This window comes from Paenibacillus sp. FSL M8-0212 (assembly GCF_038004645.1).
Classification (GTDB): domain Bacteria; phylum Bacillota; class Bacilli; order Paenibacillales; family Paenibacillaceae; genus Paenibacillus.
In genome coordinates this window covers 1,445,960-1,468,900 of record NZ_JBBORP010000001.1, presented here as the reverse complement: position 1 = coordinate 1,468,900, position 22,941 = coordinate 1,445,960, and the positions used below count along the sequence as shown (strand labels likewise).

Here is a 22,941-nt window from a genome sequence, read left to right as displayed (position 1 = left end):
ACAACGTGACAGTGAACTGATTGAAGATGCTGCTGAAATTGTGCATAAGATATGTTTTGTTTTGAAGATTGTAACTCCTGTATTTACATCTAATTTCTGTCTAAGTATTATCCAACCTTTCTTTTGCCTCCATGACGATGACGCCGTATGCTAAACCGTTTCTCCAGCCAGGTAATCAGTACAAACAAAACGATCCCAAGCAGGGATAACAGCAAAATGGCGGCAAACATCGCATCCGTGTTCATGTTGCTGGACATACGACGGCTGAAGTACCCTAGACCTTTGCTACCACCGAGCCATTCGCCAATCGTTGCCCCAACCACGCAGTACACCACAGACATCTTTAGCCCCGGGAAAAAAGAGGGAAGTGCCAGTGGAACCTGGAGTTTGCAAAAAATATCCCATTTGTTGGCGCCCATGGTGAGCAGTAGTTCACGCTGCTCCGGATCGCCTTGGCGGAGTCCATCGTAGGTACTGACCACAATAGGGAAGAATGCGATTAAGAACACCACCGCGACTTTGCTCCACAACGTGTAACCAAACCACAAGATAAATACGGGAGACAAGGCAATCAGCGGGATGGTCTGACTGATCACGATGAAGGGATACAAGGCCTTTTCAATTGATCGGTTCATATGCATGCCTGTTGCTAGCGTAATTCCGGTCACTATGGACAAGCCAAAACCAACAACAACCTCCATAAAGGTAGCAGGTAGATGGATAGTCAACAGCAGACGGCGATGCTCAACCAGTGAGCTTACGATGGCCGTGGGTGCAGGAATGATAAATGAGGGCACCCATCCCATACGCACAATCGTTTCCCAGATCGCCAGTAAAAAGAACATGAGCATAATAAACAAACCATATTGGGAAAACGACCTCGAGAGCCACTTCGAACACCACGTCCAAACGCTAACCTCAGCTCTATCATTTTGCATGTAATTGTTCCTCCAGTTGTTTCCTCATCTGCACGAGAGCGGGTTCGTAGATCATGTCCGAATGCCTTGGGCGTGGTAAAGGAACCGTTATCTCCCGTAACTGCTGACCTTGCCCTCCTGGAGTTAACAGAATGATACGGTCACTTAACAGCAGGGCTTCCTCGATGTCATGTGTAATGAACAGCACGGTTTGTCCAAAGTCCTTCCACAGCTCCAACAACCAGCGATGCATTTCTCGTTTGGTTAAAGCGTCGAGTGCACCGAAGGGTTCATCCAGCAACATGAGCTGCCCGCCTGTAAGCAAGGTACGCAGCAATGCCACCCGCTGCCGCATGCCGCCGGATAACTCATCCGGATAGGCCTGCTCATAACCGGACAAGCCAAACCTTGCCAATCCAGCGATGATATCGGCTCGTAGTTTGTCCTTGTCCTGTCGGCCTGGTGCCAGCTCGGCAGGCAGCAGGCAGTTCTCCATGACGGTACGCCAGGATAACAGCAGGTCTTTCTGCGGCATATAGGCGACTCGTCCGAGCCGTTGTCCTTGCGGTACATCAGCAATATCGATGGTGCCAACGGTTGGCTCGTGCAAGCCTGCGAGCAGCTTGAAGAGTGTGCTTTTACCTGATCCGCTGGAGCCGATGAGCGAGACAAATTCTCCTTGTTGAACCTGAAGCGACACATTGGAGAGCACGGGTGAATCTTTTTTTTCGGGAAAAGCGAAGCTAACGTTCTCAATGGTTACATGGTTGCTCATCTGATCCTCACCCCCTTGATGTCAGACTGCTGGAATAACAACGGCATCCTGTACTCTGCAAAAGGAACAAAAAAGACCCACCCATTTCCGGAGAAATGAGTGGGTCTGTAAGTTAAATCCGCAATTTATCTTCACATACATGAAAAAATTCCGCTTACTAAAAGGCCGCTCCACTTCCCTCCGCTGGTATGATCCAGATCAGGTTCAAAGGGTCCGAATAGTCATATTCGTCTCAGCCGCAAGGCTCCCCTAGTGCAAAAGTTCAAGATATGCAGTTGTCTGTTCAGCATATATCACTCGAACATGAACTGTAAAGAGGCAGCATGATAACTGAACAATTTACCTTGGCTCATGAACCCGATATAATAGGGATGGCCCGTATAGGCCGGATCACAAAATGCAGGTGGGATTGTTCTCCCTCCTAGGCAGAATGGGGACCCGAGTTGAAAACGTTCAAAAAAGTATATATTGAGATCACGAGTATCTGCAATCTGGCTTGCAGCTTCTGTCCGCAGACGCAGCGTGCCAAAGGATTCATTGACCCTGAAGTCTTCAACAATATACTGGAACAAGTTAAACCACACACCAATCATATTTATCTACATGTCAAAGGCGAACCCTTGTTGCATCCCAAAATAGATCTGCTGCTTGATTCCGCACATGAGAAGGGACTCAAGGTGAACATTACAACGAATGGTACACTCTTGCCCAAGACTCAGCATAAATTGCTTGGCAAACCGGCGCTGCGGCAGATGAATTTCTCCCTGCACAGCTTCGATGGGCATGAAGGTTCAACAGACCGTGACGGATACCTGCGTCATATTTTGTCCTTTGTACACGAGGCCGTTAAGCACAATGTCATCATCTCATTCCGACTGTGGAATCTGACGCAGGATAACTTCACAAATGCTCAGATGAATCGAAATCGGGAGACTCTTGAAGTATTGGAACGTGAGTTCAATCTGGACTTCCGCATTGAGGAAAAAGTAGTTCCAGGCAGTGGGGTCAAAATTGCCCCGAATGTATATCTGAATCAGGACCATGAGTTCCAGTGGCCAAGTCTGGATGCACCTGAAGATGACGGCAAAGGCTTCTGCCATGCATTGCGTGGGCAGGCAGCTGTGCTTGTAGATGGAACGGTGGTTCCATGCTGTCTCGATGGCGAGGGTGTAATTAACTTGGGTAATGTGCACGAGAAGTCATTCTCGGAGATTATTGAGGGTGAGCGAGCGAACAATCTGGTATATGGTTTCTCCAAGCGGGAAGCTGTGGAAGAGTTGTGTCGAAAGTGCGGTTATCGTCAGAGATTCGGAGCCTGATATCTTATATCAGCAAGACAGAAGCCGTTCAAGATCACACATTTGGAGACAAATGTAGTGGTCTTTCTTTGTTATCGGGGATTCAAGTTAGGGGTACATACGTTACAAATGAGCATACCAGAGGTTGATATCAGCATATTGCTTGAGAGACCTGGCATGCAAAAAATGCCGATATGACAGGGATTGTGCGGTTTCATGATATATCTGATCTAATGATTATTCTAGTTACCTTCCTTATTTGGTAGGATTAGGTTGTGGGTCGGACAGAGGTGCACCTCTGACGAACTTCCAGGACAAGCTTAGGCTTGTACACTACCAAATAACGAGAGAATAAGGGAGGAATAAAATTATGAAAAAAATATTGACGTTGTTGTTGTCCGCTGGTTTGGTTGCTTCCATATTTGGTGCAGTTCCGGTTGCTGCTGCACCTACAGTTGTTAATTCAACGATTGTTGTTCCAAAGGGCACGACCTATGACGGTCAAGGCAAAACATTTGTAGCCAATCCTTCCACACTGGGTGACGGTTCTCAAGCAGAGGGCCAGAAGCCAGTCTTCCGGCTGGAGGCAGGGGCCACGCTCAAAAATGTAAATATCGGATCACCTGCTGCCGATGGTGTTCACTGTTATGGTAACTGTAATATATCGAATGTAGTCTGGGAGGACGTAGGCGAGGATGCTCTGACATTGAAGTCGGCTGGAACGGTTAATATTACCGGTGGGGCAGCGTACAAGGCTTATGATAAAGTGTTCCAGATGAATGCAGCTGGAACGATTAACATCAAAAATTTCCGTGCAGATGATATTGGCAAACTGGTTCGCCAAAATGGTGGAACTTCCTTCGCAGTTAATATGACGCTGGATAACTCAAACATTTCCAATGTGAAAGATTCGATTATGCGTACAGACAGCAGTACATCACAAGGCAAAATTACGAATACCCGTTATTCCAAAGTACCAACGTTGTTCAAGGGGTTTGCTTCAGGTAAGACCAGTCAATCCGGCAATACGCAATATTAAACAGGAGATTGAATCGCTGGAGTTGGTAAAAGTTTAAGCTCCACTTGTGATTTGAAGTTAAAATATAACGCCAAAAAGAGCGTCCCAAGGTCATTGCCACACTGACTTTGAGGGACGCTTTTTGTAATGCAGATGTCATAGTATAGTTCTTATAGTTCTCCTGAGCAATGTTTTATAGCGGAGGCTCATATTATTTTTCTCCCAGAACTTCAACGATGATTTTGCCTTTCTCGGGGGTAACAGAACCGGTATCAATAGAGCCCAATTTGTTCATGATTTCGTAAGAGGTTTCTTCAAGCACGCGAGAGTACTTGAATGATACGAGTGTTTGACCTGCTACGGAAGGACGAGTCCCTGCTTCAGCAACGGCTTTGGTTTTAATAAAGAACAGGTCACCGATGGTTCCAGCACTTTTGCTGATGTTGGCCTGCCATTGTAGTAGGGCACTTCCATTTTTGAGGATATAATAACTGATCAGATCGTTATCCTCAACAACGAAGAAACGATCTTTTTTGCCTTGTTCAAAAATGTATTCAATGGATGAATCCACTGGACCCAAAGGGTTGCGAATGTCCAGACGTGCTTGTCCCAGTTCAGAAAAGCGGGGCAGATGCAGTGCGGCTTCACGCGCCACAGTCAGATCGGAACTGTTATATTCTTTTACAATCGTAGCATCGGTAGTGTAAATGTAGGCTTCCTTGGCCTTCTGGTTCCACTGCACCTTGGCACCAAAAGCTTCACCGACGGCACGGAGCGGAAGCATCGCTTTACCATTCACCAGAATCGGCGCTGAAGACAATGTCGCATTTTGACCATTTTTCTTCATTGTTTTGCTGTTAGGTGTAAGGACATACTTATCGCTGCCTGTATTAATGCTGATCTCTTTTGTTTTGTTATTGTAACCAAACGTATAGTTGCCGAGGAATTGAAGCTCCGTCAATGCCACGTACGTAATACCCTGCCGTATGACAACATCATATTGAGCTTGAACATTGTTAATATAAGCTGTCGGTTTAGGTTTGGTTGCTGCGGCTTCCGCCACAGTGGATGAGAGTAAGGCAGGTGCCGTGCCTGCGGTGAGTATCGAAGCGGCAAGGACCATTTTCCATGTTTTAAGCTGCCAAACAGAGTTGTAATCTTTCATCACTATCAATCTCCCTTCTAATGTTTAAGACGGACTACATAACCTAAATGTTTCATATTATGGAAAGTGAACCATCCGATGTCCTGTTCCCTGTTACCCCAAATAAAGCTTTTTCTAGGGATTGCCACAAATACCCATCTGATGTACATTAGAAGCAATGAAATAAGTGAACCGGGAGCTCAATGAAGTTGGGCTGAGAGAGTGGCCTTGTGCCGCTGACCGTACATCTGATCTGGGTAATGCCAGCGTAGAGAACAAGGATTTGCGATATGTAAGGGTGAATTGTGAGGAATGAACGTGGATGAACAACTGACCTTCTTTGAGCTGTGGTGATGTATCTGCCAGGGCGGAGAGGGAATGGTTGATATTCCGTATTTTCGACATCCATCCATTACATCATTGTGAGGATTGTACACTGTACGTAAGGCCTTCCCGGAACCGGGGAGGCTTTTTCGTTTATTTTTAGAGGTTGTTCAAAAAGTCTGCTTTTGATTACGAAGGATGCCTGACGGCATCATCAGCATCGAAGATGGAATTCAGCCGAAATGTCCGTTGCTCGCGTAGTTTTCCCTACGCTCCGCTACTCCATTTCTAGCTTCATCCCATCTTCTTGGTACTGAAAACCAGTCTTTTTGAACACACACTTTTACAACCCTCACAGGGAACAGAGGAAGGACGTAGAGAACATGGCAACAACAGCAGGCAACAAGCGATTGAAACTAACGGATATTCTGGTAACCATCGTGATCGCAGTAGTGTTTGGGGTGATTTACAAGATATGGGGACCTACATATGACTTGATGAAACCATTTGGCGTTCATGCGGAGCAGATGATCTACGGCATGTGGTTTATGGCGGGCACGTTTGCTTTTGTTATCATTCGTAAACCAGGCGTGGCTATTCTTGCCGAAGTTGCGGCTTCAACGGTAAGTGCCTTTCTGGGCAGTGAATGGGGCATGTCCACACTTGTATACGGTCTGTTGCAAGGATTGGGAGCCGAGATATTCTTCGCAGCATTTTTGTATCGAAAAACCAATCTGTTTGTCACTTGTCTTGCAGCCATAGGAGCCGCAGCGGCTTCGCTTGTGCTGGATTATCAGTACGGGTATATTGATTCACTCTCGGCCTGGAATTATACGTTATTTATCGGATTCCGCTTCATCGGAAGCATCCTGATTGCAGGAGTGTTCGCTTATTATCTCGCAAAAGCATTGGAACTGACCGGTGTAACACGCTCCCTCAGACCGGTATCCAAACAGGATTATGAGGCGCTGGATTAGATGAGCGGAGAGGGGAATTCGCAAGCGGTAAGTGTGACAAATCTAAGATGCAAGTTCCCGGGAGAGAAAGCCTTGGTATTTCAAGGCTTGTCTCTTTCTGTGCGTCAAGGAGAGAAAGTGCTGTTGCTTGGCCCTAGCGGCTCCGGTAAATCAACGTTATTGCAAATTCTGAGCGGTTTAATTCCACGTTCGGTTGAGATTCCGATGAAATGTGATGATATTCAGGTTCCCGCCAAAGCAGGAGTGGTCTTCCAAGATCCGGATACCCAGTTCTGTATGTCCTTTACGGATGAAGAGATCGCATTTGTTCTGGAAAACCGAAATATTCCACGTGAAAAGATGCCGGCTCTGATTGAATATTATCTGAAACAAGTGGGGTTATCCTTTGAACAGAATCGTGTATTGATCGAGTCCATGTCACAGGGGATGAAGCAGCGTCTTGCGATTGCTTCGATGCTTGCCATGGACCCGGAGGTATTGTTTTTGGATGAACCCACTGCACTGCTGGATGATGAGGGCACTTCCCAGGTGTGGGATACCGTTAAACGGATCGCCAGTGACAAAACAATCATCATCGTTGAACACAAAATTAATGAGATTGTGGATATGGTCGACCGCATCATTGTGTTGTCACCTGAAGGAAAGATTGTGGCGGATGGGCCAGCGCAGCAGGTATTCACGGATGAAAGAGGCAAGCTGAAGGCTTATGGAATCTGGTATCCGGGCGTGTGGGAGGAGCGCGAGCAGGCAACCAAGGAAGAACAGGAAAGTATCTCTGGAGAGCTGCAAATGTGTGTGGATCAGGGCTTGCCGAGCTTGGAAGCACAGCAATCGTCTGGTTTATCCGAAACAATGGGGATATTCCCCGTAGCTCACGTCTCTTCCTTATCACCTGTATCACCCACCTATCAGCCTGCACTGGACTTGAAGCAGTTCACCGGATGGCGTGGGAAAACACCCTTTATTCAGGTGGAGCAGGCCAAGGTATGGCATGGAGACTGGATTGGTGTTGTCGGAGCTAATGGAGCTGGCAAGAGTTCATTATTGTTATCTCTGATGAATATCCTGAAAACAACAGGTCATTATGAGGTGGACGGTCTGCCTTCTGGCAAAACGGAGCAGCTTGCAGATCAAATTGCGTTTGTATTTCAGAACCCGGAGTTTCAATTTGTGACCAACACCGTCGCGGAAGAAGTGGAATTTTCATTGCTGGGGGGCAGGCTAACAACGGAAGAAAGACTTGCCAGGACGAATCATATGCTGAATCAATTTGGATTAATCGACCTGTCCGAGCGTCATCCCTACCAATTATCGATGGGGCAGAAACGACGCTTGAGCGTTGCCTCTGCACTGGTGAGAGAGCAGCGAATACTGCTGTTGGATGAACCTACTTTTGGACAGGATGCCCGCAATACGTTTGCCATGTTAGCCCAACTGGAGCAATTGCGGAGAGAGGGAACAGCCATTGTTATGGTTACCCATGATCGTGAAATTGTAAAAAGATATTGCACCCGAATTTGGTCGGTGGATGAGGGGAGGTTATCTGATGCAACTGTCGTTTCCTCACCGTGAAACCTGGCTTCATACCGTTAATCCGGGATTAAAGATGATTATTCTGACGATGATGTTTGTCATCGTTATCCTTATTCACAATCTGAATGTAATGGCCAATGTTGCTGTGGCGATGATGTTATTACTGTGCTGGACAGGTCACCCATGGTATAGATTGATCCTGTACGCGTCCCCATTCATTCTGGTGTTTATCTCCACATCTACAGGTATGATGATGTTTGGTAAGGGCGAGAACACATGGTATACGTGGGGACTGATTCACATAACCGAAGAGAGCTTCTATCGCGGTCTACACTTGGGTTTTCGCTCGCTGAGCATGGCAGCGGCTGGGTTACTCTTTGGTCTTACGACCAAGCCGGTACGGCTGTTTTATTCTCTGATGCAGCAGTGGAAGCTACCTGCAAAATATGCTTATAGTTTTCTGGCCGCGATGCGCATGATCCCGATTTTGCTGGATGAATTCCAGACGCTCCGTTACGCTATTCGCATTCGGGGGACAAGGCAACGTGGTTCTCGCTGGAACGTGTATGGTACGCTGAAGCGTTACGCTATTCCACTGCTGGCACAGAGCATTCGCCGTGCACAGCGAATGGCGGTAGCGATGGAAGCGAAGGGATTCACGGATGGGGCCAGCCGGACGTATTACATTCAGATTGGCTATTCCCGAGCTGATCTGTGGTTTGTATTTTATTATATCCTCACCTTAACAGCTGCTTATTACATCGGGGTTACCTTTCCTTATCATGCTGCGATGGTGGATGTAAGGTAATACGGGGAGATAGAGAGAAATATATTGAGTTAACCGGTAACTTTTTCCTGTTTACAGCGTCTATATGGAAATAACTTCTAATGGATGGGGATGAACGAGAGTGAAGACGGGTCCTGACTGGCAGAGAACGGGGTACAAATGGATTACCATGACTGGATTATCAGTTGTGCTGTTGACGGGATGGATGCTGCTGGATTCCAAAATGGTCGTGCTTGGAGGACAAGCTGTGGCTACAACGCCACAAGCCTTGGGGGCAAGTTCTCAAGTCTTATCAACACAGTTGGCCTACAAACAAGGAGATACCGTTACGCTCATCAATGACATCCCTCTGTTCAAAAACAGAAGGGACGGCAGTGTGGCTGCTGACCAGCTGGGGATTGAATACTATACAACAAAAAACGAAAAGTATACGTTGGCCTCGGTTCGAGGCGAGTGGGTACAGCTTGAGTCAACCGAGCATGGAGACTTTTGGCTGCCAAGTTGGTATGCACTGAAGGAGAGCAGAAGCATGACGGAAACGGCTCCCCAAAGCTTCACGCTCCAATCAGGCAGCAAGCTGTATCTGGCTCCAGATAGTTCTACAACCTGGTCTAGTGAGAAAGCGCTAACGGATAAGGCTGTTATTGTTGCAAAGTGGAAAGGATGGTATGGGGTTTCCATTGCCCCACGAGTCTGGGATAAAGAATCCTTCACGTATCGGCCAGGACTCTTCTGGATCAAGGCACAGGCTATAGAACAGCGGATGAATGTGGCGGATGGTTGGTTCCAACAGGATGCATCGCTGCCAACTTCGGTTATACGCCATCTGACAGATATGAAGCTGAACAAGGCAACCACCTCCGAACAAGTGGCTGGGTGGTTAGGCGAGCCGGATTGGAAAGAGAGTTCTAGCAATTTGAATGATACCGGTTATGCAATGAGTATTGGGCAGACCTGGAGATATGAGCGGGAAGATGCGCAATTTCTGGTCATGTTCAACAAGAATGGCAGACTGGTCAGAACACGCTGGAATTTAGCACAGGATAATCGAAATACTGTCGTTTCCGATTGGAACATCAGTCGGGCGGATGAATATGGGTTCACGACAAAAATCTATGGCACAACGCTGCCGACGACAATACCTTGGAAACCGGTATGGACGAACCAGGGAGATATTAACTACACTTTTTTACAAGCAGCCACGGATGATGTGCTCCTGATGAAAGGCGATGACGGTGGATTTAGCGGAGGTTACTACGAAGGCTCCATATATGCTCTTGACCGACATACAGGCCAGAAATTATGGGGGATCAATGGGGGCTTTGGAAGACAGCAGGCAGAGGTGGATGCAGAGCGCAAATACGTTACAATCTACACCGATTATGACCCGGAAAAGAAAAAATACGTGGATCGTATTCGTCATCTGAACTTGAAGAACGGAAAGGTCACGTGGACGTACACCCCTAAGCAAAATTTTAGACTAAATGGTATCACCGCTGCGAAGAACGTTGTGGTTGTGGATAACCCGGTTGTTGAGAGCTCAAGCAACAGTTGGTTAACGGTTCTGGACAGTGCAAACGGAAAAACATTGTGGACGCGAAAACTGGCTACGGGTTATGAATTGTTGAACAAGAGTGCAGATGACCCCTATGTGTTGTATTGGGAAAAGAATAAGCTGGTTGCAGTCGATCCGCAATCAGGGCGAACCGTATGGAGCTTAAAGGGCAAACGATCCACCATAGAACAATTTTGGAGTGATCCATATACTGGTGGAATTGAACGTCTTGATCCCTTTGCAACCACGAATGCTGAAAGATGGCTATCACTAGATAATCAGTGGTTGCTGCTTGATCTGAACACGGGGAAAAAGCTTGCCCAATTTCCTGCTCGGGTAGGACAGAGATTTGAGGTGCTGAATGATGGCATGTTGTTGATCCGTGAGAACAAAAACGGCAATCATTACGGCGAATATGAAGATTTTACAACCACCCTGTATGATGCCAAGACAGGCAAAACATGCTGGACGCTCAAGGGCAAGATTGAACGAGGACTGGTGGAAGAGGATCAGTTGTATGTGATTAAGAATGGTTATCCAGCGGCTTTGGATTATAAAACGGGGGAGACGCGTTGGAATGTCAAAGATACGATTGCAACACTAAGGCATCCGACGAATCAGGGAAGTTATCTGATCATTGATGATCAGTTGCTGTTGCCCATGGACGAGAATCTGCTCATAATGAACAAAAAGAATGGAGCACTGTTAGGTCGTGTACATGACGTTGTGATGGGAAACCCGGAGCACCGGGACCGGGATGCGAAGAATGGAACGATCAACCGGATCGGTAATGAAGTGTATGTGGGTTCGTCCAACGGACGTTTTCGTCTATATGAAGCCAGCCGCCTTCAGTAGGCAATCTCACCTTAAAAGCTTGTCTCGTAAGGGATGTTGATTTATTATAAATGAACAGGATTGCTCGCGCTCCGGTTATCGGCTGTGCGGGCTTTCTTCATGTGTTCTTGAAGAACCATGCATGATCATTCACGGGAGGACTCTCCATGATCTCATTATATGGTGTAAGCAAACGTTATAACGAGCGCGGTTCCCGTGCAGATCAGGGATTCGAAGCGTTAAGCTCGGTGTCGCTTGAAGTGGGACAAGGTGAAATTCACGGCATCATAGGTTCGAGTGGCGCAGGCAAATCCACGCTTCTGCGGATGCTCAATGGTTTGGAAAAGCCGGATGATGGTGAGGTTGTTGTGAATGGGCAGCACCTGACCCAGATGAATGAACAGAGTCTGCGTCAGGCACGAAGATCCATTGGCATGATCTTTCAACACTTCAATCTGGTCAGTAACCGAACGGTGAGTGGCAATGTCTGCATGCCGCTGGAACTGGCGGGTATATCTCGTGCGCAGCGAGTTGAACGTGGACTTGAGGTACTGCGGTTTGTTGGACTGGAAGACAAGGCAGATCAATATCCTGCTCAGCTTAGCGGAGGACAGAAGCAGCGTGTGGCGATTGCACGGGCGCTCGCCAGTCGTCCGGATGTGCTGCTCTGTGATGAACCGACCTCTTCGCTTGATCCACAGACCACAAGCGGTATCCTGGATGTGCTGCGTCATGTCAATGAAACGCTGGGCGTGACCATTGTTGTAGTGACGCATGAGATGGAAGTGGCTCGCAGACTATGTCACAGGATATCCGTCATGAAGGATGGGCGACTCGTTCGTACGTTGTCTAAAGTGGAAGTGAGCAGTATCCCCGCTCCACAGCCTGATCTGCTGACCTCCTTGCTTGCGGGTGACGAATACGGGATGACAGGTTCGTCTTTGTTCCGTCAGGCAGAACAGGAGGACAAGTCATGAGGTTACCTGAGTCTGTGCTGAAGTATCAGCATGAGATATGGCAGGCGATCGGAGAGACTTTTGTCATGGTGGGCATCTCCATTGCGGCAGCTGTTCTGATCGGGTTACCTCTGGGTACACTGCTGTACTTATTCCGGAGAGGACAACGGTATCAGAATCAAACGCTGTCTTTTGTACTCGGCAGTGTCGTCAACATCGTTCGTTCGTTTCCGTTCTTACTGCTGGTTGTATTCATGATTCCATTCACACGGATTGTCGTGGGAACGTCCATAGGTACGCTGGCGGCAACCGTGCCACTCTCGGTCATTGCGATTGCCTACTACGCCAGACTGGTGGAACAAGCGTTGCTGGATGTACCTAGGGGAGTGGTTGAAGCTGCTGCTTCCATGGGGGCATCGACGATGCAACTTGTGGTGAAATTCTTGTACGTGGAGGCACGATCTGGCCTTGTACTGGGACTCACGACAGCTACGATTAGCTTCATCTCCTACTCGACGGTGATGGGCATTGTAGGTGGCGGAGGGGTTGGCGATTTTGCCATTCGCTACGGTTATCAGCGCTTCGAAACGGAGATTATGGTATTTACGATCATCATTATGATTATCCTGGTACAGATGATCCAATTCACAGGCAGCAGACTGTCCCACTGGCTGGATCGCAGATCCTGAACGGTTGGACCGCGCATTATCACGAATAACCAATACAGATTATACGATGAGGGGTAGACATGAAATGAAAGCAAAAATGATGCTTATGTTGCTTGCAGTAATGCTGGTTGTAGCTGCTTGTGGCAAAAAAGAAGAAACACCTGCGGCTGAAGGAACGAAGGAAGACACACAAGCTGCACAAGAAGTTACGCTGAAAGTGGCCACATTGATTCCGCCGATGACAGACGTACTGGATATTGTTAAACCGCTATTGAAGGAAGATGGCGTCAACCTGGAAGTTGTTGTACTGTCAGATAACGTTCAACCAAATACGGCACTCGCGAACAAGGAAGTGGATGCAAACTTCTTCCAACACGTGCCTTACATGACTCAGTATAATGAAGCGAACAATGCGAACCTGGTGGCCGTGCAGCCTATCTATAATGCCATCTATGGGGGCTACTCCAAAAAGTACAAAACGATTGAGGAATTGCCAGAAGGTGCAACGATTGCAATTGCAAACGATCCTTCCAACATTGGTCGCTCTCTTGTGATGCTGGAGCAGAACGGGTTGATTAAGCTGAAAGAGGGCGTAGGTTTTAACGCCACACAGGCAGACATCACCGAGAATACAAAGAACTTCAAGTTTGAGGAAGTGGACTTGTTGATGCTGGCTCGCATGATGGATGATGCTGATCTGGTAGCCATGACACCTGCATATGCAAGTCCGCTCGGTCTTACACCGAAAAAGGATGCATTGTTAACCGAGAAGGATGATTCCCATTTTGCGATTACCCTGGTTGCTCGTGAGGATAATAAGGACTCCGAAGCGATCCAGAAGTTGGCTAAACGCATGGCGGGTCCAGAGGTCAAAGCCTTCTTTGAAGAGAAATACGCCGATATTGCGATCCCGGCATTTAAATAGAGAATACGTTGGTCCAATACTAATAGCCTTTAGATCTGAGCGATAACGCTTGGATCTTTTTTTTTGTCATCTGCGTGCTTATTAACAAGTATTTAGAAAGTTAACAATTTGGTCATATCCCCGGAACACTTTATTTAATAGTTTTTTCGTATAATTTGTTTGAAAATAGTTCTTTTGGATTATAAATTAAGAGATTTGTGCGAGTTTTTTAGTGTGAAAAGTGTTTTTTACAAGAATGGAGACCTAGTTTTTAGAAAGATGGTTTACAATCTATGAGAGCTTTACAAGAGTTAGATCAAGTAAATCTAAAATTAATCTGGAAGAGGTAGAGAAATTTGTCCCAAAAAAATAGCAAATCGAATTGGTTCAACAAGATGCATAATAACTTTAAGACGAAGTTGATCGTGTCCTTTATTGCTTTCCTGGCCATTCCATCGTTCAGTATTGGAGTTTTATCGTATAACAGTGCAAAAGATGAAGTGGAGAAGCAAATTTTACATAGTGCGATGGAAAACGTGAACCTTGCCAGTGCAACGATTGATCTTTCGATCAATGCCAAGCGGAATCATATTGAATACTATGCGAATACACTTGCAGAGCAATTACGACAAGAAGATGCCGAAGTTCGGGTTGTGAACGAATTGAAGGGGTACGCTGCGCAGAACACCGATATCATCACCATAGGTGTGGGAACAGAAGCCGGTGTGTATCTGATGTCCTCTGATGCAGAGATGCCCAAGGATTACGATCCCCGAGTAAGACCATGGTACACCGAAGCAATGGGAAAACCAGAGCAGGTCATTGTTACAGACCCATATATTTCTGCCGAGACAAACGAGATCACCATCACCATCGCCAAGGCATTGAATGACCAATCTGGTGTAGTCCAGCTGGATCTGAATCTGTCGAATATCAGCACCTTGGTGAGTGGAATTAACGTGGGAGAACAGGGATATCTGATTCTATTGGATGCCAGCGAAAAGTATATCTACCATCCCACGGTAGAACCCGGAACAGATGCAACAGAGGATTTTTGGAAACCGGTGTATGCGAATGAATCGGGCAACTTCAACTATACCTTTGATCAGGTTGATAAGGTCATGTATTACGCCACGAATGCATCCACGGGATGGAAGGTCGCTGGCACAATGTTCTCCTCTGAAGTAGAGGATGCCGCTGCACCTATTCTGAATCGAACGATTATGGTCATCGTTTCTTGTCTTGTCATCGGGATTTTGATCATCTGGCTGGTGATGCGATCGATTGTTAAACCGATCCGTCAATTGAAGGATCAGGCGATTCAGGTGAGCGAAGGGGATCTAACCCAGACCATTACAAGCACAAGTCATGATGAAATAGGTGAACTGAGTGATGCCTTTGGCAAAATGCAGCACAATCTGCGTGTGTTGATTCAAAATGTGGAGAACAGCGCCAGTCAGGTAGTCATTTCATCGGATGAAATGACTCAGAGCGCAGAATCAACCAGTGCAGCCAGTGAGCAGGTAGCGCGAGCCATTCAGGAAATTGCGAGTGGTGCGGAGAAACAGACCCAGGGTATTGAACATAACCATCAGGCCATGAATGAAATTACGATTGGTATTACAAGAATCGCCGAACGTTCCATACATGTCGCTGATTTGGCGAAACATACAACCGTACAAGCAGAAGAAGGCGGTAACACCGTCAAGCAGACGGTAAGTCAGATGCAATCGATTCAAGAGACGGTAGAACAGACAAACCAGTTGATTCAGGCGTTATATGAACGATCACACCAAATTTCAGCGATCACGGAGTTAATCGGAAATATAGCCAAACAGACAAACCTGCTCGCACTGAACGCATCCATTGAAGCTGCTCGTGCAGGTACACATGGCAATGGATTCGCCGTTGTAGCAGCAGAGGTTCGCAAGTTGGCAGAGCAATCCGGGCAGTCCGTCAATGAAATCACCGTGCTGACTACGGCAGTACAGGAAGATATGGCTGCTTCCGTTCGCATGATGGAGAAGGTGACTTCAGAGGTTGGAGAGGGTATGGACATCTCTACAGAAGCGATTCGGAAGTTTGAACGTATTCTGGATAGCATGCGGGAAACGACACCTCAGATTGAAGAGATTGCTGCCACGTCGCAAGAGATCACAGCAGGTGTACAGGAAGTATCTGCTGTATCCAATGAGTTGGCAGGCATTGCGTCAGGCAACGCCGCAACTTCCGAAGAAGTGGCCGCTTCCTCAGAGGAGCAACTGGCAGCAATGGAGCAGATTTCTGCCTCGGCTCGTGGCTTATCTACCCTGGCTGAAGAGCTACAGCGCCTGATTAGACAGTTTAAGTATTAAACGGGATCGTAGAAGGGAGTATCACACAGGGACAGCATCACATCATGTTTCATTAGAGGGAGTGGACAACCATGCAACTGGAACTCAAAGCCTTCTTACTGCTAACGGATGCGGTCATGATTACGGATGAGGAGGGTGTGATTCTGGATGTGAATTCCGTTTATGTAACCAAAACAGGATTCTCACGGGAGAGCACCATAGGTCAGCCTGCCCGATTGCTAATGGATACCCACTGGAGAGGCAATCAGACCTGGTCGGGCGTAGCTAAACTGATGAAGGCTGATCAGGAAGTGTGGGAAGCCCAAGTTACGATTACATCGGTTCATTTGGATGATTCTCTTTTTTATATCAGCATATTTAATGATGAATTTTCATGAAAAAAAATCGTTGTTTGGTGATAAGGGTATGTTAGCTGAAATTAGTAATTATTTTCAAGAAAATGGTCAATATCGTCAATTGAATAAGGGAGCCTGGCATACTATGATTTGTGTACTGAGGAACTGCGACCATGAATCGGACAACATTCATTGAATGCATGAAATCCTGAAGTCGTAATGTGGACGGTGACCATTTGCTACGCGATCTTGTATTAAATTTCACGCTAATTTTGATCTTTGTTTTCCTAATTCATCACTATCTGAACCATACAAATGCTACCCGTTCAACATCCATCACGACTCGGATCATTATTGGTATTACGCTGAGCATGTTGGGCACGGCGCTCTATTATTTCTCTATTGTGCTTGAGGATGGTACATTGTTGAATTTCCGGGCCAGTGTGTATCTGCTTGCTGCTTATTTTGGTGGGAGTGGCTCTGCGTTCGTTACTTTTGCATTCATGTGGATTTTTCGGATTAATATGGGGCGTAATCCCTTGTTGGAGAACTGGCAGTATGCGTTGACAGAGTTGTTATTTGTTGTAGCCATATGTCTGATCTTTAAGTATATCAGGGGATTTATACAGAAGTGGTTGTCCGGAGCGTTGCTGCTGATTACTGTGTATGAACTTTCTGTACTAAAGACAAATTCTCCTTCTCTGCTAACGATGGGGCAGATTCTCTTTTTTCAATGTATCTGCCTGCTGTCCGTTATATTATTCCTGTATTATCTGAACCAAAATCATCGATATAGGAGATTGGTCATTCAGAGGGATCAGGAAATGCTGGAGATGCTTCGGATGCAGCCGGGTTTTACTTTTAAAATCCGAAAACAGAACGGAAAATTCGAGTATCTTGTGCTTGAGGGAGAGATGCTCTCCCGACTGGGCTTGGATATGAGTAGTCTGAAGCAAGATTACAAACTGGGCACATTGGATATTTTACCTCAGGAAAAGGTAGAATTTCTGCGAAAGCAGTTTAACCGGGCATGGGAAGGGGAATCTTTTTTTTACGAGATTGAGCATGGAGGTTACTATTCGTTGGTGAACGTTCGCCCTCTGCGAGAAGAGGGCGTGGTGAAATATGTCGTGGGATATGGACTTGATATTACGGAACACAGAGCGGTTAAACGAAGGATTCAAGAAAGTGAAGAGCGATATCGAACACTTGAGCGAGTGTCGGCAGACTGGTTTGTCGGATTGGATAACAACAGATCTATTGTGTCGGTTGATCAGAAATTTCTGGATGTTCTCGGTCTCGGCAGGCAGGAAGTGATTGGGCGTCAGCTTGAAGAATTGTTGTTCATTGAGCAGCTAGAGAACTGGTTGTTCGTTTTCCAAAAAGCCTTACATCACAATATAGCACAGGATACGGAGCTGAGTTTCATTGTTGGAGAAGGTCATGAGCAGCATGTTCGGGTTCACCTATACCCTGTTAAAGTATTAAACTCGAGTGAGAAAATTAAGGCAGTCATTCATGACATTTCGGATCACTATAGACGTGTTAAGGCCGACAAAGCAAGCCAGGCGAAGAGTGAGTTTCTCGCATTCATGAGCCACGAGATTCGTACCCCACTGAGCGGTATTATCAACTTTTCGGTGTTGCTTCAACGAACGGATCTATCTCCACAACAAAAGGATTATTTGAGTAAAATCAACGCGTCCTCCCAAACCTTGCTTGCCCTCGTAAATGATATTCTTGATTTTTCAAAAATAGAGGCAGGCAAGCTGATGTTGGAGAAGGTCTCTTTTTCACCAGAGGAAGTGATCAAACGTGTGGCAGATCAGATCGGTGTGGCTATTGGGCACAAAGATATCGAAGTGATCTTTACAACCGATCCCGATCTGCCGTTAACGGTAATTGGTGATCCATTCCGACTTGAACAGGTGTTATTGAATCTTCTGAGTAATGCGATTAAATTTACGGAGCATGGATATGTAACGTTGCAGGCAGAGGTTCTTTCATTGGAGACGGAGCGAGTTCATGTCCGTTTTGAGGTAGAGGACACGGGAATCGGAATGTCACCCGAACAATTGGAACGGCTCTTTGTCCCGTTTACTCAAGCGGAACCCTCGACGTATCGAACATATGGTGGCTCTGGTCTTGGGCTGGTCATCTGTTACCTTCTGGTCACCTCTTTGGGAGGAAGCTTGCGGGTGGATAGTGTGCTCGGAGAGTACAGTCTGTTTTCATTTGACTTGATATTTGAACTCGCAGATTCGGAAGAAGAAAGTTCCTTCCTGCAAACATACCCTCTTCTATATTCTGCCGATGATGTGGTTATCGTTGAAGAAGATGAACGAATGGCCGAAAATCTGAAGCAGTTACTCTACTCATTCGGAATGAAGCCGAAGCTGTATCCTTCGTTGAACCATATGATGAAAAGTGATTGGTATGTCCCTCATGTAGATGGGGCAAGTTCCATGCTGATAATGATGGATATGGATGCAGAGGACACCGTCCACGATTCGTCATGGGACAGCTTCATGAAGCGATTGAATCGAACCAAATTTCAAATGGTGGGTTATACCCATGCTTTTAGTGAAAATGCCCTGTGGAGTGCGGAGAAATCCTTTCGCCCGGATCTCATGATGATCAAACCGATTACTCGTCTGGGATTGTTCGAAGTGTTACTTGCACTTCAGGGTGAAGGGCCATTGGAGAAAAAGCGGATGATAGAAGGCGATGAATCTTATTTGCTTAAATCCAAAGGGCACATTCTAATCGCTGAAGATCATGAAATCAATCAACTGGTCATTCGGGCCATGCTGGAACATACCGGATTCAAGGTGACGCTGGCAGACAGTGGCACAGAGGTTTTGAAGAAATTGGACGAACATATATGGGAACTGATCCTGATGGACCTCTATATGCCAGATATGAACGGAATTGATGCAACGCGACACATTCGCAAGATGAGGAAATATGATCGTACACCCATTATCGCGCTTACAGCGAATAGTTTAAAAAGCGACCATGAATTATATCTTGAAGCAGGCATGAATGCCATATTGACTAAGCCCATACATGAACAACAGATCGCAGACATTTTGGAAATATGGATTGATCTAAAAGGCATAAGGGAGATCAATGGAATTGATGCAGATAAGGCGATCAGACAGATGGACGGCAAGCCGCATATTCTGCAATATGCGCTCACGAAATTCAGAATGGAGTATGGCTCGTTTCAGAAAAAACTGGCGATTCAACTTCAGCAACAGCAGATTGCTGATGTCATTCGTAGTGTTCATTCTCTTCGAGGCGTAGCTGCGAATCTGCATGCAGTGGACCTGATGTGTGCGGTTCTCCAATTGGAATCGCTCTTGTCCCGTCCGTTATTTAAAGAAGATGAACTGCGTTCAGTATTGGAGAAGGTACAACAGGAAATTGATACAATCACCGAGTCCCTGCCATGGTGATCGGAATGAAGCTGTGTTGTTTTAAGGTGTGAACTTATATCCGACCCCCCAGATGGTTTGAATGTATTGGGGGTTTTTTGGATTGTCCTCAATTTTTTTACGAAGCTTGGTAATGTGCACATCGATGGTGCGATCATTAATGTACGCATCAATACCACGAATGGCTTCAATCAGGGCATACCTACTGTAGACCTTGCCAGGATTGAGAATAAACAGCTTCATGATCTCAAATTCGGAAAACGTCATCTCTACGCGCTGGTTATTCAACAGAACAGTTCTTCGGGCCAGATCGAGAGATATTCCGGATTCCTGTTCAGTGACAACAGAGCTGTTCAATATGGAGTAGCGGCGCAATACGGCCTCAATACGTGCCTTCAGCTCCTGCATGCTGAAAGGTTTACATACATAGTCATCAGCACCATCTGTTAATGATCGAATCCGCTCAGAAACCTCGGTTAACGAAGATATGACAATAATGGGGATTGCCGTATGCTGGCGCATGAGAGAACAAGGATTCTTATTACCCGAATCAGGGAGCATCAAGTCAAGAAGCAGGATATCAGGCCGCGCTTGAAGCTGTAGAAGACCATCTCTTGCGTTATCGACACGGATAACATCATACCCTTCACCTTGCAAATACAAGGATAATGTATCGCCTAACATGTTGTCGTCCTCTATGATAAGCACTTTCGTCATGATATTCCTTTCTGAACCCCCTTCTTGTAGAAGGACTAAGATCCATGAATTACTTAATATACCTGATATTTAAAACATGCAACATGAGGAAGTCAAGACTCTAACATGACTCCAAGAAGTTGAGAGACTCCGATTTAATGCTTGCCAAGATGTGGATCAGTTTCACGCTCGATCAGGCGCATCAGTTTGCGTTCGGTAGCGCTCTCTGGCGCAGGGGTGTAGACACTGCAACGAAGATCGGAACTACCCTGAACCTGCAACGAAGTCAGATCAAACAACATTTTGCCTGCTTTGGAATGTCTAAATTCGATTAATACGTCCGGGGCACTGCTGACGCTGCTTTGTTTCCAAAGGGTATGAAAATCGGGATGTCTGTTCATCATGTCATCCAGAAATAAATTATACCATTCATCATCAACGTACTGACCATAGTAAGCACGAAAAATCGCCAGAAATCCGCTAACAAAATCCTCCCAGTTCACCGCGAGCCTGCGAAATTCCTTTCGATCAAATAACAGACTGATCATATTCCGCTGTTCGGGGGCAATCTGTTCAAAATCCATAAAAACATGCCGGGCTGCATCATTCCAGCCAACAATATAACAACGCCGATCCGAGATCACGGTAGGGCAGTGGTGAAGCTCTTGTAAAATTTTCTGCAAGGAAGGGTGAAGTTGAACCGGTTCTTCTTCCAGTGTGGGCAGCTCCATATGATGGTCCATGGCGAGCGAAAATAGATACTTTCGTTCATCTGCAGTAAGCCTTAGTGCTGAAGCAATGTTATCCAACACGGAATGGGAGACCTGAATATCCCGACCTTGTTCAAGCCAGGTATACCATGTTGTACTCACTCCTGCCAGTTGGGAAACCTCTTCTCTTCTCAGCCCAGGCGTTCTTCTCCGACTTCCAGTGGGTAAACCGACCGATTCGGGAGAAATTTTGGAACGCTGTGTTTTCAGAAAAGTGGACAATGCCTGTAACCTGACATCGTAGTTCACTCCATCACCTTCAATCCTCGTTATCATGGTAGTCATTATACTATTATAATTGACAACTTGTAATAGGATATTCAAAAGTGCACTATTAGTGGCAGAGCGTAAGAATAAGGTAGACAACAGCGCTGAAGGAGGATGGACATGGAACGAGTCGTGATTACAGGTATGGGAGTCATCTCTCCTTTGGGAAATGATGTACATACATTCTGGAATGGATTAATTGAAGGTAGATCAGGTGTATCGCCTATAGAACATTTTGATACAGCTTTGTACAAAACCAGAATCGCTGGTGTAGTCCGTGATTTTGATGGTGAAGAGCGTTTTGGACGCAAGGAAGCAAGGCGTATGGATCGATTCGTTCAATTTGCTGTTGCTGCTGCGGATCAGGCTGTATCACAATCGGTTCTTGTGATGGATGAATTGGACCGTGAACGGGTAGGTGTATATATTGGTTCAGGTATAGGCGGCATCCAGACATTAATGGAACAAGGCAAGGTCCTGTCAGATCGGGGACCTGCGCGAGTCAGCCCAACACTGGTACCGATGATGATATCCAATATGGCGGCAGCTATGGTCAGTATGAGGTTTGGTTGCTGGGGGCCGACATTGTCACCAGTAACAGCTTGTTCCATTGGCAATACAGCCATTGGAGAGGCTTTCCGGGTAATTCGTCATGGCGGAGCTGATGTCATTATTGCTGGCGGGACAGAAGCGGCTGTAACGGAAGTGTCACTGGCAAGCTTTGGTAATGCAACAGCGTTGTCAACAAGAAATGAAGCGTTCCAAGCAGCAAGTCGTCCATTTGATGCGGGGAGAGACGGTTTTGTCATGGCGGAGGGCGCTGGAATTCTGGTTGTTGAGTCACTATCTCATGCACTGGGAAGAGGGGCGAATATTCTTGCCGAAGTGATTGGATATGGTGCCAGTTCAGATGCGTATCATATGGTAGCTACCCATCCGGAAGGGCGGGGTGCATATCTGGCGATGAAAGCAGCGCTGAAAGAAGCACAGATTGGTCCTGAGGATATTGATGTGATTAACGCTCATGCCACCAGTACGGAGGCAGGTGATCTGTCTGAGACGAGAGCGATTAAGCAACTTTTTGGGACAGGTGCCTATGATATTCCGGTCACAGCGAATAAGTCCATGACGGGACATATGCTTGGTGCAGCTGGTGGTGCGGAGGCGATCTCACTTATCCAAAGTCTGCGGCATGGCATCATACCTCCAACAATCAATCAGGAGCAGAGTGACCCTGAATGTGATCTGGATTATGTACCAAACGAGGCAAGAAAAGCGGATTTGCGGATTGGGATGTCTAATTCCTTTGGTTTTGGCGGTCATAATGCAGTTATTGTTCTTCAAAAATATTCATCTTAAGTCAAAAAGAAAAAGCTGCTTTAAGCAGAA

General features: G+C 46.4%; 18 protein-coding genes and 1 riboswitch. Of the genes, 13 read left to right on the top strand and 5 right to left on the bottom strand.

Annotation, left to right across the window (positions count from 1 at the left end; translation table 11 throughout):
* Positions 1-107: 107 nt before the first annotated feature.
* Together MKX68_RS06585 and MKX68_RS06580 are read right to left on the bottom strand one after the other, a co-directional pair.
* Positions 108-938, bottom strand: coding sequence for an ABC transporter permease (locus tag MKX68_RS06585; protein WP_340910185.1), 831 nt, complete (start codon positions 936-938; stop codon positions 108-110).
* Positions 928-1,692 (bottom strand): ABC transporter ATP-binding protein, encoded by a 765-nt coding sequence (locus MKX68_RS06580; RefSeq protein ID WP_340910182.1) that lies wholly within the window; start codon positions 1,690-1,692, stop codon positions 928-930. Before MKX68_RS06580 ends, MKX68_RS06585 begins: the two co-directional genes overlap by 11 nt.
* Before the next feature lie 158 nt (positions 1,693-1,850).
* A riboswitch (TPP riboswitch) is annotated at positions 1,851-1,953 on the bottom strand.
* Between the two features lie 182 nt (positions 1,954-2,135).
* Here MKX68_RS06580 and MKX68_RS06575 point away from each other — a divergent pair.
* Both MKX68_RS06575 and MKX68_RS06570 read left to right on the top strand, forming a co-directional pair.
* Positions 2,136-3,011, top strand: a complete 876-nt coding sequence (locus MKX68_RS06575; protein WP_338591071.1) for a radical SAM/SPASM domain-containing protein — start codon at positions 2,136-2,138, stop codon at positions 3,009-3,011.
* A 349-nt stretch (positions 3,012-3,360) separates the two neighbouring features.
* A complete protein-coding gene (locus tag MKX68_RS06570) occupies positions 3,361-4,029 on the top strand; it encodes a pectate lyase (RefSeq protein ID WP_289391203.1) in 669 nt (222 codons plus the stop codon).
* Between the two features lie 190 nt (positions 4,030-4,219).
* Here MKX68_RS06570 and MKX68_RS06565 read toward each other — a convergent pair whose 3' ends face one another.
* Positions 4,220-5,173: a copper amine oxidase N-terminal domain-containing protein gene (locus MKX68_RS06565; protein WP_340910178.1), complete on the bottom strand. Its 954-nt coding sequence runs from the start codon at positions 5,171-5,173 to the stop codon at positions 4,220-4,222.
* Between the two features lie 686 nt (positions 5,174-5,859).
* Here MKX68_RS06565 and MKX68_RS06560 point away from each other — a divergent pair.
* The 10 genes from MKX68_RS06560 to MKX68_RS06515 all read left to right on the top strand — a co-directional run bounded on the left by MKX68_RS06560 (position 5,860) and on the right by MKX68_RS06515 (position 19,840).
* On the top strand, positions 5,860-6,453 hold the full coding sequence (locus MKX68_RS06560) for an ECF transporter S component (RefSeq protein WP_338591077.1): 594 nt from the start codon (positions 5,860-5,862) through the stop codon (positions 6,451-6,453).
* Positions 6,454-8,025 carry an ABC transporter ATP-binding protein gene (locus MKX68_RS06555; RefSeq protein WP_340910177.1) on the top strand — a complete coding sequence of 524 codons (1,572 nt, stop codon included), beginning with the start codon at positions 6,454-6,456 and terminating at the stop codon, positions 8,023-8,025.
* Positions 8,000-8,794, top strand: coding sequence for an energy-coupling factor transporter transmembrane component T family protein (locus MKX68_RS06550; RefSeq protein WP_338591081.1), 795 nt, complete (start codon positions 8,000-8,002; stop codon positions 8,792-8,794). Before MKX68_RS06555 ends, MKX68_RS06550 begins: the two co-directional genes overlap by 26 nt.
* A gap of 100 nt (positions 8,795-8,894) precedes the next feature.
* Complete coding sequence (locus MKX68_RS06545; protein WP_340910174.1) at positions 8,895-11,183, top strand: outer membrane protein assembly factor BamB family protein; 2,289 nt, start codon at positions 8,895-8,897, stop codon at positions 11,181-11,183.
* A gap of 146 nt (positions 11,184-11,329) precedes the next feature.
* Entirely contained in the window at positions 11,330-12,139 is an 810-nt protein-coding gene (locus MKX68_RS06540) for a methionine ABC transporter ATP-binding protein (protein ID WP_338591085.1), read from the top strand.
* On the top strand, positions 12,136-12,807 hold the full coding sequence (locus MKX68_RS06535) for a methionine ABC transporter permease (protein WP_047841707.1): 672 nt from the start codon (positions 12,136-12,138) through the stop codon (positions 12,805-12,807). The genes MKX68_RS06540 and MKX68_RS06535 overlap by 4 nt, the downstream gene beginning before the upstream one ends.
* Positions 12,808-12,853: 46 nt before the next feature.
* The gene (locus MKX68_RS06530; protein WP_339786124.1) at positions 12,854-13,711 is read left to right on the top strand and encodes a MetQ/NlpA family ABC transporter substrate-binding protein; all 858 of its coding nucleotides are present in this window, start codon (positions 12,854-12,856) and stop codon (positions 13,709-13,711) included.
* A 374-nt stretch (positions 13,712-14,085) separates the two neighbouring features.
* Positions 14,086-16,044 carry a methyl-accepting chemotaxis protein gene (locus MKX68_RS06525; RefSeq protein WP_340915314.1) on the top strand — a complete coding sequence of 653 codons (1,959 nt, stop codon included), beginning with the start codon at positions 14,086-14,088 and terminating at the stop codon, positions 16,042-16,044.
* A gap of 71 nt (positions 16,045-16,115) precedes the next feature.
* The gene (locus MKX68_RS06520; protein ID WP_036672654.1) at positions 16,116-16,421 is read left to right on the top strand and encodes a PAS domain-containing protein; all 306 of its coding nucleotides are present in this window, start codon (positions 16,116-16,118) and stop codon (positions 16,419-16,421) included.
* A gap of 194 nt (positions 16,422-16,615) precedes the next feature.
* Positions 16,616-19,840: a hybrid sensor histidine kinase/response regulator gene (locus MKX68_RS06515; RefSeq protein ID WP_340910169.1), complete on the top strand. Its 3,225-nt coding sequence runs from the start codon at positions 16,616-16,618 to the stop codon at positions 19,838-19,840.
* Positions 19,841-19,861: 21 nt separating this feature from the next.
* Here MKX68_RS06515 and MKX68_RS06510 read toward each other — a convergent pair whose 3' ends face one another.
* On the bottom strand, positions 19,862-20,536 hold the full coding sequence (locus MKX68_RS06510) for a response regulator transcription factor (protein ID WP_091034665.1): 675 nt from the start codon (positions 20,534-20,536) through the stop codon (positions 19,862-19,864).
* A 134-nt stretch (positions 20,537-20,670) separates the two neighbouring features.
* A complete protein-coding gene (locus MKX68_RS06505; RefSeq protein ID WP_338591100.1) occupies positions 20,671-21,534 on the bottom strand; it encodes a helix-turn-helix transcriptional regulator in 864 nt (287 codons plus the stop codon).
* Between the two features lie 138 nt (positions 21,535-21,672).
* On the opposite strand from MKX68_RS06505, the gene fabF reads away from it, so the two are divergent.
* Positions 21,673-22,911: a beta-ketoacyl-ACP synthase II gene (gene fabF, locus MKX68_RS06500; protein ID WP_338591102.1), complete on the top strand. Its 1,239-nt coding sequence runs from the start codon at positions 21,673-21,675 to the stop codon at positions 22,909-22,911.
* Positions 22,912-22,941 lie beyond the last annotated feature (30 nt).